This is a genomic window from Streptomyces sp. NPDC047049 (assembly GCF_040643995.1).
GTDB lineage: Bacteria > Actinomycetota > Actinomycetes > Streptomycetales > Streptomycetaceae > Streptomyces > Streptomyces mooreae.
Map to the genome: position 1 here is coordinate 1 of NZ_JBEYVM010000002.1, position 14,998 is coordinate 14,998.

Annotated in this window: 14 protein-coding genes; 6 read left to right on the forward strand and 8 right to left on the reverse strand. The window is 72.6% G+C overall.

The annotated features are described in order from the left end of the window. Nucleotides 1–115: 115 nt before the first annotated feature. A complete protein-coding gene (locus tag ABZ851_RS04115) occupies nucleotides 116–682 on the reverse strand; it encodes a nucleoside deaminase (RefSeq protein ID WP_361121864.1) in 567 nt (188 codons plus the stop codon). A 94-nt stretch (nucleotides 683–776) separates the two neighbouring features. Between ABZ851_RS04115 and ABZ851_RS04120 the strand changes: the two genes are divergently transcribed. From ABZ851_RS04120 to ABZ851_RS04140, 5 genes are all read left to right on the forward strand, one after another. Then, a complete protein-coding gene (locus ABZ851_RS04120; RefSeq protein ID WP_361121867.1) occupies nucleotides 777–1,757 on the forward strand; it encodes an antibiotic biosynthesis monooxygenase in 981 nt (326 codons plus the stop codon). 10 nt (nucleotides 1,758–1,767) lie between these two features. Next, the gene (locus ABZ851_RS04125) at nucleotides 1,768–3,168 is read left to right on the forward strand and encodes an FAD-binding oxidoreductase (protein ID WP_361121870.1); all 1,401 of its coding nucleotides are present in this window, start codon (nucleotides 1,768–1,770) and stop codon (nucleotides 3,166–3,168) included. Between the two features lie 93 nt (nucleotides 3,169–3,261). Further along, the gene (locus tag ABZ851_RS04130; RefSeq protein ID WP_361121873.1) at nucleotides 3,262–4,809 is read left to right on the forward strand and encodes an ATP-dependent DNA ligase; all 1,548 of its coding nucleotides are present in this window, start codon (nucleotides 3,262–3,264) and stop codon (nucleotides 4,807–4,809) included. 2 nt (nucleotides 4,810–4,811) lie between these two features. Further along, complete coding sequence (locus ABZ851_RS04135; RefSeq protein WP_361121876.1) at nucleotides 4,812–5,288, forward strand: NUDIX domain-containing protein; 477 nt, start codon at nucleotides 4,812–4,814, stop codon at nucleotides 5,286–5,288. A gap of 226 nt (nucleotides 5,289–5,514) precedes the next feature. After that, entirely contained in the window at nucleotides 5,515–6,528 is a 1,014-nt protein-coding gene (locus tag ABZ851_RS04140; protein ID WP_361121879.1) for a winged helix-turn-helix domain-containing protein, read from the forward strand. Nucleotides 6,529–6,598: 70 nt separating this feature from the next. On the opposite strand, the gene ABZ851_RS04145 is transcribed toward ABZ851_RS04140, so the two are convergent. The 6 genes from ABZ851_RS04145 to ABZ851_RS04170 all read right to left on the reverse strand — a co-directional run bounded on the left by ABZ851_RS04145 (nucleotide 6,599) and on the right by ABZ851_RS04170 (nucleotide 13,449). Then, nucleotides 6,599–8,074: a membrane-associated oxidoreductase gene (locus ABZ851_RS04145; RefSeq protein ID WP_361121882.1), complete on the reverse strand. Its 1,476-nt coding sequence runs from the start codon at nucleotides 8,072–8,074 to the stop codon at nucleotides 6,599–6,601. A 142-nt stretch (nucleotides 8,075–8,216) separates the two neighbouring features. After that, the gene (locus tag ABZ851_RS04150) at nucleotides 8,217–9,209 is read right to left on the reverse strand and encodes a zinc-dependent alcohol dehydrogenase family protein (protein ID WP_361121885.1); all 993 of its coding nucleotides are present in this window, start codon (nucleotides 9,207–9,209) and stop codon (nucleotides 8,217–8,219) included. Then, nucleotides 9,206–10,093 carry a carbohydrate ABC transporter permease gene (locus ABZ851_RS04155; RefSeq protein ID WP_361121888.1) on the reverse strand — a complete coding sequence of 296 codons (888 nt, stop codon included), beginning with the start codon at nucleotides 10,091–10,093 and terminating at the stop codon, nucleotides 9,206–9,208. The genes ABZ851_RS04150 and ABZ851_RS04155 overlap by 4 nt, the downstream gene beginning before the upstream one ends. Continuing rightward, nucleotides 10,090–11,073 (reverse strand): sugar ABC transporter permease, encoded by a 984-nt coding sequence (locus tag ABZ851_RS04160; protein WP_361121891.1) that lies wholly within the window; start codon nucleotides 11,071–11,073, stop codon nucleotides 10,090–10,092. Before ABZ851_RS04160 ends, ABZ851_RS04155 begins: the two co-directional genes overlap by 4 nt. Next, the gene (locus ABZ851_RS04165) at nucleotides 11,054–12,433 is read right to left on the reverse strand and encodes a sugar ABC transporter substrate-binding protein (protein ID WP_361121894.1); all 1,380 of its coding nucleotides are present in this window, start codon (nucleotides 12,431–12,433) and stop codon (nucleotides 11,054–11,056) included. The genes ABZ851_RS04160 and ABZ851_RS04165 overlap by 20 nt, the downstream gene beginning before the upstream one ends. A gap of 254 nt (nucleotides 12,434–12,687) precedes the next feature. Further along, complete coding sequence (locus tag ABZ851_RS04170) at nucleotides 12,688–13,449, reverse strand: DeoR/GlpR family DNA-binding transcription regulator (RefSeq protein ID WP_336048844.1); 762 nt, start codon at nucleotides 13,447–13,449, stop codon at nucleotides 12,688–12,690. A gap of 322 nt (nucleotides 13,450–13,771) precedes the next feature. Between ABZ851_RS04170 and ABZ851_RS04175 the strand changes: the two genes are divergently transcribed. Then, the gene (locus ABZ851_RS04175; protein ID WP_241721176.1) at nucleotides 13,772–14,194 is read left to right on the forward strand and encodes an STAS domain-containing protein; all 423 of its coding nucleotides are present in this window, start codon (nucleotides 13,772–13,774) and stop codon (nucleotides 14,192–14,194) included. Between the two features lie 51 nt (nucleotides 14,195–14,245). Here the strand turns inward: ABZ851_RS04175 and ABZ851_RS04180 are convergent, their stop codons facing one another. Next, nucleotides 14,246–14,998 carry a hypothetical protein gene (locus ABZ851_RS04180; protein WP_361121898.1) on the reverse strand — a complete coding sequence of 251 codons (753 nt, stop codon included), beginning with the start codon at nucleotides 14,996–14,998 and terminating at the stop codon, nucleotides 14,246–14,248.

Here is a 14,998-nt window from a genome sequence, read left to right on the forward strand (position 1 = left end):
CCGCACACGCCCGGCCCGGGTCGCGTCCCGCGAAGTGGCGGCCGCCCGGTGCTCCGGGCGGCCGCCACCGGCCGTGCCGTGTTCCGCCGGTGCGGTGCCGGCTGGTGACCCTCCGTCAGTACGGGTGCTTGTCCGCCCGGTTCATCCAGGCCGCGTACGACTCGGCGCCCATCTCGGGGTAGATCTGCTCGATCTTGATCCGGCGCTCGTCGAGCGGCCTCTTGAAGTCCTCGTACTGGAACGTGTCGTCGAAGCCGATCTTCGCGGTGTCCTCGAGGTCGCAGCTGTAGTAGACGGCGTCGATACGCGACCAGTAGATGGCGCTCATGCACATGGGGCAGGGCGCGCCGCTGATGTAGATCGAGGTGCCCTGGAGCATCCGGGCCCGCTCCGGGACCGGGTCCGGTGACCCGGGCGGCCGCGGGACGTACTCCAGCGTGCTCTCGTTCTGATGCGCCACGGCGATGCTCGGAGCTTCCGGGTTGAGGATCTGTATGGCTTTCCGGATGGTTTCCATCTCGGCGTGCGCGGTGGGGTCGCCGGTCAGCAGCACACGGTTCTGCCCGCGGGCGACGATGTTCCCGTCCCGCGTGAGCACCGCGCCGAACGGGCCGCCCCAGCCGTTCTCCACGGATTCCGTGGCGAGCCGTACAGCCTCTGCGAGAAGTTCTTTGTGTTCCATTACGGAGTCTCCGATCGGCATCGATTCCTCTGCGGAACGGTTAGGCAAATGCCCCATTTGCCGGGTAAATCTCTTCTGTACTAGGCTACTCAAGGTGAGTGCCCGTGCAAGCCGTGATTCCACGGCAGACATCGCCACCGTGGTGACCTCGCAGAAGGTGCGCGAAGGCCGCACCGAGGAGTACCGGCGTTGGCAGGACAGAACGAATCAGGCCGCGCGTGAATTCGAGGGTTTCGTGGACGCCGAGGTGTATCCTCCCGGCGCCGGCGAAGAAAACGAATGGGTGGCCGTATTTCGCTTTTCCGGAATGGACTGTCTGACCGCGTGGCTGGAGTCGGGGCGGCGCCGGGAACTGCTCGACGAGGCGAGCGGACTCTTCCAAGGGCCACCGACGCAGGAGGTGCTGCGGGGCGGCAGTCCCGCACGGCCGGCTACCGACGTGGTCACGGCCGTCATCTCCCACGAGGTCAGACCGGGACAGGAGCAGCAGTTCCTGCGCTGGCAGGAGAAGACGCTCGTGGCGCAGGAGAAGGCGCCGGGCTTCATGGGATCCGAACTGTTCAAACCCGTGGAGGGCGTACAGGACCACTGGGTCGTCGTCTTCCGGTTCGACTCCCGCGCACACCTCGACGACTGGCTCCACTCCGAGGTGCGCACGAAACTCCTGGCGGAGGGGCGGAAGTACTTCACCTCGTACGACGTGCGCAAGGTCGGTTCGGCGTTCAGCGGGTGGTTCCAGTTCGACCGCAGGGACGGTGCGCCGCCCAACTGGAAACAGGCGATGTCCGTCGTCCTGGCGCTCTATCCGACGGTGATGGTGCTCAACCTGACCGTGGGAGTGGGGCTGGAGAAGCTCACCATCCGTGAGTACATCGGCCTGTTCCTGTCCAACGTCCTGAGCGTCAGCGCGCTGACCTGGCTGCTGATGCCGCTCGTCAACCGGGCGTTCGCCTTCTGGCTGGTGCCCTCCCGGGCCACCGGCCGCAAGGAACAGGTGCTGGGTGTGGGGCTGATGCTGCTCGGCTACCTGGTGTCCATCGGTGTCTTCGGACTGATCACCCACCAGATCTGGTGAGGAGGCCACGATGTGCCCACGGAAACCGGCAGCGGCGGAGGAGGATTTCCCCGGCACACCGGTGACGCGGGGCGAGGCCGGCTACGAAGCCGCCCGGTCCGCCGCCGTGTGGAACGAGCGCCGGCCCGAGCGGTTCCCCGAGGTCATCGTGCGCACCGCCACGGAAGCGGACGTGGCACACGCCGTCACCTACGCCCGCACCCGGGAACTGCGGATCTCGATGTACTCCGGCGGGCACAACTGGTCCGGCTCGCCGCTGCGCGACCGCGGACTGCTGCTCGACCTCTCCGCGCTCCGGGAGTGCCATATCGCGCCCGCGGCCGGCGACGCCCCGGCGACGGCCACGGTGGGGCCCGCCGTCACCGGCCGCGAACTCGTCGCGGCGCTCACCCCACGGGACCTGGCGTTCCCCGTCGGCCACTGCCCCACCGTGGCGGTCGGCGGGTTCCTGCTCAGCGGCGGCCTGGGCTGGAACTCCCGGGCCTGGGGCGCGTCCTGCGCCGACGTCCTGGAGATCCGGGCCGTCACCGCCGACGGCCGGACGGTCACCTGCAGCGATACCGAGAACCCCGACCTCTTCTGGGCCGCGCGGGGCGCCGGGCCGGGATTCTGTGCGGTCGTCACCCGCTTCCGCCTCGCCCTGCACCCCCACCCCGCCTCGATCATGACGACCTCCCTGACCTTCCCGCTGACCGAGGTCGCCCGGGTGGCCCGGTGGGCGGAGCGGACCGCGCGCGGGCTCCCGCCGTACGTCGAGACGGCCTTCGTCCTGATGCCCTCCGGTCCGCAGGCCGGCACGGCGCCGGCCGGGCCCCGGATCACGGTCGCCGCGACCGCCTTCGCCACGGCACGCAGCGAGGCCCTGCAGGCGCTGGAGCCGTTCACCGGCTGCCCCTTCGGCGAGCTCGCCACAGACCGGCAGCCGGCCGCGCCGACCTCCTTCGCCGCACTCCACGAGGGCGCGATGTCCGCCTGGCCGCCGGCCCACCGGTATGCGGCGGACACCCTGTGGTCACCGGAGAGCTACGCCACCCAGCTGACCCGTATCGCCGATGCGGTGGCCGACGCCCCCTCCGGGAAGTCCCTGGTGCTCTCCCCGGTGCTGCCGGTCTCCGAGCACCCCGCTCTGCTGCGGAACATGGCCTTCTCCCCGCTCGGCGAGTCCTACCTCGTCTGCTACGCGATCTGGGAGGACCCGGCCGAGGACGAGGCCCAGGTGCGCTGGCTGCGCGAGGCGATGGCCGCGGCTGACCCGCAGGGCGACGGTTTCCGCTACATCGCCGAAACGGACCTGGAAGCCGACGCCGCACGGGCCCGGCGCTCGTACACCCCCGCCGCCTGGGACCGCCTGCAGGAGATCAAGGCGCAGTGGGACCCGGACAACCTCTTCCACTCGTATCTCGCCCCCTGACGCGGGGCCGGCCCGGCCCGGGCGCGGGGCCGCGGCCGGTGCGGCGCGGCGCCCGGGGGAGCGGCCCCGGCGCCGCGGGGGCACCATGGCCCTATGCTGCTGGCCGCTCTCGCACAGGTCTCCGCCGATGTCGCGGCGACATCGGCGCGTTCGCGGAAGATCGCGCTGCTCGCCGGGCTGTTCCGGGCCGCCGCGCCGCAGGACGTCCCGGTGGTCATCCCGTATCTGGCCGGGCGGCTGCCCCAGGGGCGGATCGGGGTCGGCTGGAGCGTGCTGCGCGAGCCGGTGGCGGCCGCGGAACGCGCCACGCTGACCGTGCGCGAGGTGGATACCGCGCTGACCGGGCTGGCGCGGGTCTCGGGCGCCGGAGCGCAGGACGAGCGGCGCCGGCTGGTCCGGGAGCTGCTGGCCGCGGCGACCCGGGAGGAACAGCGCTTCCTGGTCGGCCTGCTCACCGGCGAGGTGCGGCAGGGCGCGCTGGACGCCATCGCGGTCGAAGGGCTGGCCGCCGCCACCGAGGTGCCCGCGGCCGATGTCCGCCGGGCCGTGATGCTGGCGGGCTCCCTGCAGGACGTGGCACGGGCGCTGCTGGCCGAGGGGCGGCCGGCGCTCGCGGAGTTCCGGCTCACCGTCGGGCGGCCCGTGGGGCCGATGCTGGCGCACACCGCCAAGACGGTGGCCGAGGCGGTGGACAAGCTCGGCGCCTGCGCGGTCGAGGAGAAGCTGGACGGCATCCGCGTCCAGGTGCACCGGCAGGGGCCGGACGTACGGATCCACACCCGCACCCTGGACGAGGTCACCGACCGGCTCCCCGAGGTCACCGCCCTCGCCCGGGAGCTGCCGGCCGACCGCTTCATCCTCGACGGCGAGGTGATCGCGCTGGACGGCGAGGGCCGCCCGCTGCCCTTCCAGCGGGTCGCGGGACGCTTCGGCTCGCGGGTGGACGTCACCGCGGCGCAGGCCGCGCTGCCACTGTCCCCGGTCTTCTTCGACCTCCTCTCGGTCGACGGCCGCGACCTGCTGGAACTGCCCGGCGCACAGCGGCACGCGGAACTGGCCCGGCTGGTGCCCGAGCATCTGCGGGTGCGCCGCCAGGTGGTCGCCGACCCGTCCGACGCCGCGGCCCGCGCGGCCGCCGAGGAGTTCTGGTCGCGGACCCTGCGCCGGGGCCACGAGGGCGTCGTGGTCAAGGCGTTGGACGCCCCCTACAGCGCGGGCCGCCGGGGTGCCGCCTGGCTGAAGGTGAAGCCCGTGCACACCCTGGACCTGGTGGTGCTCGCGGCGGAGTGGGGCCACGGCCGGCGTACCGGGAAGCTGTCCAACCTCCACCTCGGCGCGCGCGGGCCGGACGGCGGATTCGTGATGCTGGGCAAGACCTTCAAGGGGCTCACCGACGCCACCCTGCGCTGGCAGACCGAGCGGCTGCGGGAACTCGCCGTGGCGGACGACGGCCAGGTGGTGACGGTGCGTCCGGAACTCGTCGTCGAGATCGCCTACGACGGCCTGCAGACGTCCACGCGCTACCCGGCGGGCGTGACCCTGCGCTTCGCCCGGGTGGTGCGCTACCGGGAGGACAAGACGGCGGCCGAGGCGGACACCGTGGAGACGGTGCTCGCCGCGCACGGCGGCGGGGAGGGCTAGCCGTGCCGGGGAAGCGCAGCGCCGGGCTGCTGCTGTACCGGCGCACCGCGGACGGCGGTGTCGAGGTGCTGCTGGCGCACATGGGCGGGCCGTTGTGGGAACGGCGGGACGCCGCGGCGTGGTCGGTGCCCAAGGGCGAGTACCTGCCGCCGGAGGAGGCGCGGGACGCGGCCCGGCGGGAGTTCGAGGAGGAGCTGGGCCTGCCGCCCCCCGACGGGCCCGGTGTCCTGCTGGGCGAGGCCCGCCAGGCGAGTGGCAAGGTGGTGACGGTGTGGGCCGTCGAGAGCGATCTCGACCCGGAGCGGATCGTGCCGGGCACCTTCGCCATGGAATGGCCGCGCGGATCCGGAGTGACCGGCACCTTCCCCGAGATCGACCGGGTCGCCTGGTTCACCCCGCACGAGGCGCACGGGCGCCTGGTGGCGGGCCAGCGGGTGTTCCTGGAGCGGCTGACGGAACGGCTCGCGGGCCAGGCCTGAGCGGGCCAGGCCTGAGCGGGACGGGGCCTGAGCGGGACGGGGCCTGAACGGGGCGGGGCCTGAGCCGGGCGCGCCGCGCTCCCGGCCTCCACCACCCGCGCACCCCACGGGCCACCACCCGCCCTGGACACCGCCGTTGCCGCCGGTCAGGCTTGCGGCGGGGCCGTACCACAGGCCCCGCACGGGGGCCCTGGCCACGGGGTCATGAGCATGCCGCGGGGGCCGCATGTTGCGTCTGCACTTCGACGACCGGGACATCGCGCGGGTACAGATCGCCGCCGAACCCGATCCACTGTGGGAAACGGTGCTCGCCCTGCACCAGCTGGTGCCGCCGGGACGCGGGGTGCCGGTGTTCGGTGCCTGGCGGGCCCGTGCGCGCCGCGAGCTGGACGAGCGGGGCCTGACCCGCGCCGCGCGGCTGATCAGCATGCTGGCCCCGGCCGACGCCCGCTACTTCCCGGACTTCCTCACCCCCGACGCCGCCCGGGACGGACTGGCCGCGGGGCTTCAGGCGCTGTGCGACACCCCCCGGGTCCGGCTGACCGCGGAGTGCGCCAGGGCGGGGCTGCCGGCCCGGCTCCCGCGCTGGACCGCCGCGCTGGCCGGCGGAGACCGGCAGCCGCTCGACGAGCTGGCCGCCGCGTTCGGGCAGGTGTACCGCGCGGTGATCGCCCCCGACTGGACGGGCGCGGCCGCCACCGTCGACTGCGACCGGGGCGGCCGCACCCGCATACTCTGCCGCGACGGCGTCGACGGCATGCTGGGCACCTTCCGGCCCGCGATCCGCTGGGAGCCGCCGGTCCTGCACGTCGACTACCCCCGGGACCGCGATCTGCGCCTGGGCGGCCGCGGACTGCGGCTGATCCCCTCCCACTTCTGCTGGCACAGACCCATCGCGCTCGCCGACCCCGGCCTCCCGCCGGTCCTGGTCTATCCCGTCCAGCACGCCACGGACTGGGCGCCTGCCTCCACCCGCGACTGCCGGCCGCAGGCGCTGTCCGCCCTCCTCGGCCGGACCAGGGCCCGCGTCCTCGCCGCCCTGGACGCCCCGGCCACCACCGGTGAACTGGCCCGCCGCCTACGGGTCTCCGCCCCCTCGGCCAGCGAGCACGTCAGCGCACTGCGCGAGGCGAACCTGGCCCGCAGCCGGCGCGACGGAGGCTCGGTCATCCACGCCCTCACCCCGCTCGGCACGGCGCTCCTGCACGGTGACCTCGCCCCCGTACGCCTGCCGCATTGAGCTGGTCCCCACCCGTGCGGCGGGAGTTGTGGGTGGCGTCGCAGACGGCGGCGGGGGTGGGGACGCCCCGCTACTGGCGGGCGAGGGAGCGGGTGATGCCCGTCGCGATCGTCGTGGCCAGCGTCCAGCCGGTGACGACCAGGAGATAGGAGAGCCACTGGTACCAGCCCCGCGGCGCGAAGGCCCCCTCCTGTCCGAAGCCGATGATCGGCATCAGCAGATCGAGGGTGTAGAAGAAGGGGTTGAAGTCGGGGGCCTCGTCGCTCTTCAGCGGGTGTGGAGGGTGCAGGGCGAAGGCGAGGGCGCCGGTGAGCAACAGGGCCAGCAACCAGCCGGCGGCGCGCATCGGACGGAAGCCGTAGCCGACCGTGGCGTCCTGAAGGTGACCCCAGACCTTGGCGTACCAGGGCAGGGTGCGGCGGTGGCGGCGGAGTTTGGCCAGCTGGACGGTGCGGGCGGCGGCCTCGTCCCCGGCTGCGCGGTAGGCGCCTGCGAGCTGCTCGTACGAGTACGACACATAACCCGCGCGTTCGCGCTCCAGCACCGGCAGCCGTTCCCCGGCGGGAAGGTGCGGGAGCAGCGAGCCGTAGGTGAGCCGGTCGAGTTTGACCTCGTCCGGCCAGACCTCCGGCGGGACGTACAGTACGTCGAACTGGGCGCGGCGCAGATTGATCGTGCCCACCATGGGCTTCGCCTCGCGCAGCCACATCTCGCCCGCGACGCAGCTGCTGGCGCGTAACGCGACCCCACCCGGGTTGGCGAGGGCGGCATAGGCGAGGTTGAGCTGGCCACCGATCCGGGCGCCGCGCAGGTCGACCCGGCCATGGGCACGCAGCCGCATCGCGTGTACGTCGGTGCCGACGCCGAGGGTTTCGGCCTCCAGCGCGTGACCACCGGGGGCGTTGAGCTGTGCGTCGTCGAGCGTGATCTGTCCGCCGACGGTGGCGCCGTTCAGCCGGGTCCGGCCGTGGGTGACCAGACCGGGTGCCCAGAGATCGGTACCGATGTCGGCGTGGTTCAGCTGGAGAACGGGTTCCTCCGGCGGCTCCGTGGCGGCCGGATCGCCGAAGTGGGCCCCATTGGCGAAGACCGCACCGGATATCTGCGCCCCGGCCAGCCGCACCGGCCCCGTGATACGGCAACAGGTGAGGCGCAGCACTCCGTCGACATGGAGGTGTCCGGCGGTGAGCCCCGGCAGGACCGAGTCGTTCAGAGCCAGGATGCGCAGCCGTGCGCCGTAGAGCTCCGGGGTCTCCCCGAAGTAGCAGGACCGCAGTCGTACCGGGTGCTCAACCCTGCCGTACTTGAGGTTCAGCTGCCCGGTGATGCGGGCGCCCCAGAGCTTCAGCCCCGCTATCTCGCCGTCCCGGGACGGCCCGTTGAGCAGCAACACGCGCAGCACCGCGGCGCGCACGGTCCGCTCGGGGCCCCAGGTGGCGCCGGTGGCGGCGTCTTCGTCGGCGTTCTCCCGGAAGTCGACGCCCTCGCCGAGGGGGAACGCCTGCCAGACACGGCGCTCCGCTGGGGTCAGCTCGGTGATCTCCACCGGCCGGATGCTGTCGCGCGGGTGTGCGAACTGTCAACCAAGAGCTGTGCGGCCGGGCATGCTGCACGTTTCCGCGTCCCTCTCAGCAGGTGGCGCCCGCCCCGCCCCCGGGGCGGCCCCCGAGGACCGCCCCGGGCGCCGCTCACGGCCGTACCTGGATCTTCCTCCCCTCGCCGGCTCGGAAGCGGGCCAGCGCCTCGGCGTACCGGTCCAGCGGGAGGCGGTCGCTGATGAAGACCTCCGGGTCCAGGGCACCGGCCGCGAAGAGCTCCGCGGCGCGTTCATAGCTGTGCAGCACGGCCATCGAGCCGGTGATGGTGATCTCCTGGTTGTAGATGCGGTAGGGCTCGATGGTGGCGCGCGCCGCGTAGTCGGCGACGCCGAACTGGAGGAAGGTGCCGCCCTTGCCGACCCGTCCCAGGGCGTCCTGGATGGCGTGTGCGTTGCCGGTGGCGTCGATGACCACGTCCCAGCCGCGCGGGCGGTCCAGCTCGTCGGCGGAACCCGCCGCGTTGCTGCAGCCCAGCGTGCGGGCGGTGGCGAGGCGCGCGGGGTTGATGTCGACGACATCGACTCCGGCCGCGCCGGTGCGCTTGGCGAGCTCCAGCATCATCAGGCCCATCGTGCCCGAGCCGTAGATGAGGACGCTGGTGCCCAGTTGCGCCGAGCGCAGGATGTCGTAGCCGCGTACGGCGCAGGACAGCGGCTCGATCAGGGCCGCGTCCTCGGTACGGACGTGGTCGGGCAGCTTGACGCAGTTCGCGACCGGGGCGACGGCGAACTCGGCGGCGCCGCCCGCCGTGGTCACCCCGATGGCAGCCCATCGCTCACAGAGGTTGTTGCGGCCGATGCGGCAGTAGTGGCACTCGTGGCAGTAGAGGGAGGGGTCGACGGCCACCCGGTCGCCCTCGGCGAGTTCGGCGACCGCGCTGCCGGTCGCCACGACCGTACCCGCGAACTCGTGGCCCGGCACGACGGGCAGCGTGGGCGCGAACTCCCCCTGGAGGATGTGCAGATCGGTACCGCACAGCCCGCAGGCGGCGACGGACACCACGACCTCGCGGGGGCCGGGCGCGGGGTCCGCGACGGTGGTGACCTCGACCGTGCCGGGTGCGCTGATCACTGCGGCTTTCATTTCACGGCTCCAAGCGACAGGCCCTGGACCAGTTTGTCCTGGGCGGCGAACCCGGCGATGAGCACCGGGAGGGAGATGACGGTGGCGGCGGCGCACACCTTGGCCAGGAACAGGCCCTGGCTGGTCACGAGTCCGGTCAGGAACACCGGTGCGGTACCGGCCACGACGCCGGTCAGGACCCGGGCGAACAACAGCTCGTTCCAGCTGAAGATGAAGGAGATCAGGGCCGTTGCCGCGATCCCCGGCATCGCGACCGGTGCGACGATCCGGGTCAGGGTGGTGGTCAGCCCCGCCCCGTCGATCGAGGCGGCCTCCAGCATCTCCACCGGGACCTCGGCGAGGAACGAGCGCATCATCCACACCGCGATCGGCAGGTTCATCGAGGTGTAGAGGATGACCAGCAGCCAGATGCTGTCGAGCGTCCCGGTGTTCTGCGCGACGAGGTAGACCGGCAGCAGCCCGGCCACCAGCGGCAGCATCTTGGTGGAGAGGAAGAAGAAGAGGACATCGCTCCACTTGCGCACCGGTTTGATGGCCAGCGCGTAGGCGGCGGGCACCGCCAGCAGCAGCACCAGCAGGGTGGAGACGACGGAGGCGGTCAGCGAGTTGACCAGCGGGGGCCAGGGGCTGACGCCGCCCCCCGTCGCCCCGAAGAACTCGCGGTAGCCGTGCAGGCTGATCCCGGCGCCGACGCTCGGCGGGTTGGTCGCCGCGTCCGTCTCGCTGTGGAACGACGTCAGCACCATCCAGGCGACGGGCAGGAAGAAGGCGATACCGCACAGCCAGGCCGCCAGGCCCAGCAGGCTGCCGGTGCGCCGCCGGCGCCGCGCGGCGGGGGACCCGGCGCGGCCACGGGCCGGGGGCGGGGTGGACAGGGTGGTCATGACGTGACCTCCTCGCGCAGCAGGGACGACACGGTGCGCAGCGCGAAGGTCGCCACCAGCAGCGAACACAGCACCACCACCACGCCCTGGGCGGACGCCCGTCCGTAGTCGTGGGACTGGTAGACGGTCTGGTAGATGGTGTACGGCAGGTTGGCGGTGCCCAGGCCGCCGGACGTGATGGTGAAGACCGCGTCGAAGTTCTGCACCACGTACACCGTGCCCAGCAGCGCGGCCAGTTCGAGGTAGCGGCGCAGATGCGGCAGGGTCAGGTAGCGGAAGATGTCCCAGGCCGAGGCGCCGTCCATCCGGGCCGCCTCGACGGCGTCCGACGCCCGGCTCTGCAGCCCGGCCAGCAGGATCAGCATCATGAACGGCGTCCACTGCCAGATCAGCGACGCCTCCACCGCGGCCAGCGGCGAGTCGGTCATCCAGTCCGGCTGCGGCGGATGCTCGCTGCCGAACAGCCGCCATATCCAGGTCAGCGAGCCGTTGAGCAGCCCGTACGAGGCGTTGTACAGCGCATGCTTCCACAGCAGCGCGGAGGCGACCGGCACGACGAGGAACGGCGTGATCAGCAGGGTGCGGACGATGCCGCGCCCACGGAAACCACGGTCGAGCAGCAGCGCCAGACCGAGCCCGAGCAGCAGGCTGACCAGCACCACGGTCACGGTCAGCAGCACCGTCGTGCCCACCGAGGCCCGCATCGCCGGGTCGGTGAACACGGCGCGGTAGTTGTCGAGGGCGGCGAAGCCGCGGTTGTCGGGGGCCAGTGCGTTCCAGCGGGTGAAGGAGATCACCACCGTGGCCAGGAACGGGAGTTGGGTGACCACGACGAGGAAGACCAGCGCCGGGAGGAGGGGCGCGCGGCGGGCCCAGTTCTTCGCCCGCTCGGTGCGGCGGGCGCGGGTGTCCGTACCGCCGGCGCGGAGCGCGTCGGCCGCTTCGGCCGCGGGGGCCGGCTCAGTGGTGCGTGTAGGCATCGGACACCTCCTGCGCCAGTCGCCGGCTCTTCTTCAGGGCCTCCGGCACGCTCTGCTTGCCGGCGATGGCCGCACTGATCTCGGTCGAGACCTTGGTCCCCAGGTCGGCGAACTCGGGGATGCCGACGAACTGGATGCCGGGGGCCGGCCGCGGCTGTACGCCGGGGTCGTCGGGCCGGGCCGAGCTGATCGCCCGCTCGGTCGGGCCGGCGAACGCCCCGGCCGCCTTGGCGTATGCGGGGTTGCGGTAGAGGGAGGCCCGCTTGCCGCCGGGCACCCTCGACCAGCCCAGTTCGCGGCCCACCAGCCGCTCGTAGCCCTTGCCCGAGGCCCAGCGGATGAACCGCCAGGCCGCGTCCTGGTGCGTACTGGCCTTCTGCACGCCCCAGGCCCAGGTGAAGAGCCAGCCCGCCTCACGGGTCCGCTCCACCGGCGCCGGTGCGTAGCCGACCTTGCCCGCGACCTTGGATTCGCCGCTCTCCAGCGACCCGGCGCCGGCCGTCGCGTCGTACCACATGGCGACCTTGCCCTGCTGCATGTCGTTGAGGCACTCGGTGTAGCCGGCCTGCGGGGCGCCCGCCTGGCCGTGCCGGCGCACCAGATCGACGTAGAACCGGGTGGCCTTGGTGAACTCGGGGCTGTCGACCCGCTGCTGCCAGTCCTTGGTGAACCAGGTCCCGCCGAAGGTGTTGACGACGGTGGTCAGCGGGGCCGCCAGCTGGCCCCAGCCGGGCTGGCCGCGCAGACAGATGCCCTTCAGGCCCTTGCGGGAGCCGTCCAGCTTGGCGGCGAGCGCGGCGACCTGGTGCCAGGTGGGCCGGGCGGGCATTTTCAGCCCGGCGGCCTTGAGGAGGTCCTTGCGGTACATCAGGAAGGACGACTCGCCGTAGAACGGCTCCGCGTAGACCTTGCCGTCCGCAGCGGTGAGGGAGGAGCGGACCGGCTTCAGGATGTCGCCCTGGTCGAAGCTGTGGTCCTTGGCGGCCCGTTCACCGAGCGGGGCGAGCCAGCCGTTGCGGGCGTAGATGGGCGTCTCGTAGTTGCTGACGCTGGCCACGTCGTACTGCCCGGCCTGGCTGGAGAAGTCCTGGCTCATCTTGTCGCGCAGATCGTCCTCGGGCAGCACGGTGAAGTGGACCTTGATGCCGGTCTCCTTGGTGAAGTGCTCGGCGGTGAGCCGTTGCAGATCCACCATCTGCGGGTTGTTGACCATCAGGACGTTGATGGTGTGACGGCTGTCGTTGCCCGCGTCACCGGCGCCGCGGTAGCAGCCGGTGGCGGACACCGCCAGGGCGACGGCGAGGGCGGTCAGCGCTGGGGAGCGGCCGCCGCGGCCTGGTCCGGGGGATCGTGCTCTCACGGCTCGTGCCTTTCTGGGGGGACGGGGGAGGAGGGGAGGGGAGGGGACGAGGAGGGGACGGGGGACGAGGGGCGGTGCCGCGGCCGGACGGGGAGGTCCGGCGAGGGCCGCACCCGCGGCGGCTCCGGGGCGTACGACGCCGTCCTGCGGGTACGCCGGGGAGCCGTCCGTCGGCCGGGGTGGCCGTCGGCGGTCAGCTGTGGGGGATGTGGTGTGCCGGGCTGCGGGGACCGGCGTGCGGAGCCCCGCCCCGGTCAGACCCGGAGCACCTGCGGCCCCAGGAGCGAATAGCGATGTGCCTCCGGCGCGGACAGCCCCACGTCGGTGACGATCGCGTCAAAGTCACGCACCTCGGCGAACCGGCAGAAGCTGCTGGCGCCGAACTTGCTGTGCACCCCGACCAGCACCCGCCGCCGGGAGGAGCGGACGGCCTGCTCCTTCACCTCCGCGACCGCCGGGTCCGGAGTGGTCAGACCGTGCTCCCGGGAGATGCCGTTCGCCCCCAGGAACGCCAGGTCGATCACGAACCGGGCGAGCATGTCCCGGGCCCAGGACCCGACCGTCGCCTGGGTCCCGGAGCGCACCCGCCCGCCGGCCAGCAGAACGGTGGTCGACTCGGACGCCGCGACCAGCGACGCGGTGCGCAGCGACGCGGTGATCACGGTCAGCGGACGGTCGGCGGGCAGCAGCGTGGCGACCAGCTCGGGGGTGTAGCCCTCGTCGACGAAGACCGTCTCGGCCTCGCCCACCAGCGCGGCGGCGGCCGCCGCGATTCGGCGTTTCTCCTCCACCTGCTGGGTCTCCCGCCGGGCCAGTGTGGTCTCGAAGCCGGCGCTCTCGACCGGATAGGCCGCGCCGTGCGTCCGCCGGATCAGGCCCCGGCGCTCCAGCTCGCTCAGATCGCGCCGTACGGTCTCGCGGGCGACCCCGAACTCCGCCGCGGCATCGGCGACCTCGACCCGGCCGGACTGCCGGGCGAGCGCGAGGATGCGGTGCTGGCGTTCCTCGGCCCTCATGGCTCACTCCTGCCCGAATTCTGACTGCTTCCGGATCTGGCGGTTTCCCGATTCCGTTCGGTCACGGGACTGCCCGTTTCCGCCCGCATCAGGTTTATAGCAACCGGAGAGGCGCGAAAGGCTGCCCGTGGCGGCGGAAAACTTGACCGTTTCCGTCCGCCTGCGGGCGCTGTCACCTTGGTCACCTGCACGAACGGGTGCCCGTAACGCCCTGGCAGGGGGTCCGTACGGGCCCATGGAGCCGGGGAGTGCGGGGCCGCCCGTTGTGCGCCGGAGGGCCGCAGCGGTGGTGCCGCGGACCATGGCGCTTAGTCTGGACGGCATGAGCTCGGAGATGCGGTCGTTGGCGGTCACTGCGATCGTGCAGGCGGAGGAGTGCGCGGTCCTGCGCGTCAGCGGAGACCTTGACCTCCGCACCGAGCAGGCGTTCCTCGCCGAGGCACGGTCGGTGGTATCGGCCGGGCACCGCTTCCTGGTGCTCGATCTGACCGCGCTGCGCTTCTGCGACTCGCGCGGGCTGAGCTGCCTGCTCGCCCTGGAATGGCTGTGCCGGCGCCTGGAGGGCAGGCTGCTGCTGGCCTCGCTCGGGGTGCGGATGCTGCGGCTGCTGGTCGGCACCCAGTCCCTCAGCGTCTTCTCGTGCTTCCCCACCGTCGGCCATGCGCTGGCCACGGTTCCCGATGCCAGCCGCCCGGAGTGGCCGCCGGTGGCGGAGGAACCGAAGGAGGGACCGGCCGACGCATGAGGCCGGCGGCAGACCGGTGGCGTGACGTCGCGCCCCGGTGACCCGGCGTCGCTACTGGGCCCGGCCGAGGTCCTGGACGAGCGTGGGGGAGGGGCGGGGGATCTCACCGAAATCCTCGTCGTCGCTGTCCACCACGAGCCGGTTGATCACGTTCTCCAGGGCGCTCGGCAGGGTCGGGGCGAGCCCGCTGTGCCACTGGACGAGAAGGTTGTGGCGCGCCGCGTCCGGCAGCAGCTGCTTCTCGTCGAACGCGGCCGCCGACCGGCGCTCCTCGTCGGGCGCGTGCGCGGCCTGTTCGCGCCAGTAGGCGGCGTCGCGGTACTCACCGTTGCGGCGGTGGGAGAGGTACAGACAGTAGGCGGCGGTCCGGCTCCCGGCGCCGGCGCCGAAGTGCCACCAGAAATGGGCCGCGTCCTGGCGGCCGGTGATGTGCAGCAGACAGGCGAAGACCAGGGCGCCCTCGGGGTCGATGTGGTGGTCGTTGACCAGCCGCTCCAGGCTCGCCGCGGCCGCCGCAGCATTGACGACCAGCGCACAGGCCAGCTGGAGCTCATGGGTGGCCTCGTCCCGGGCGCTGGCGTAGGTGCTGGGCGCGCCCTGGCCGGCCCGGACCGGCCGCTCGGTCGCCGGCGACCCGTCCGGCGTCGCTGCCGCAGTCCGCAGACAGGCGCCGAGACCGCCGGGCACCCCCGCGTCATCGAGGTCGCCGAACCGTGCCGGACCATCGAAACCGGATACCGCCGCGGCGGCGCCGAGCAGCGTCTCGACGGTTTCCCGGCGGCCCGCGGGACAGATGTGCGACAT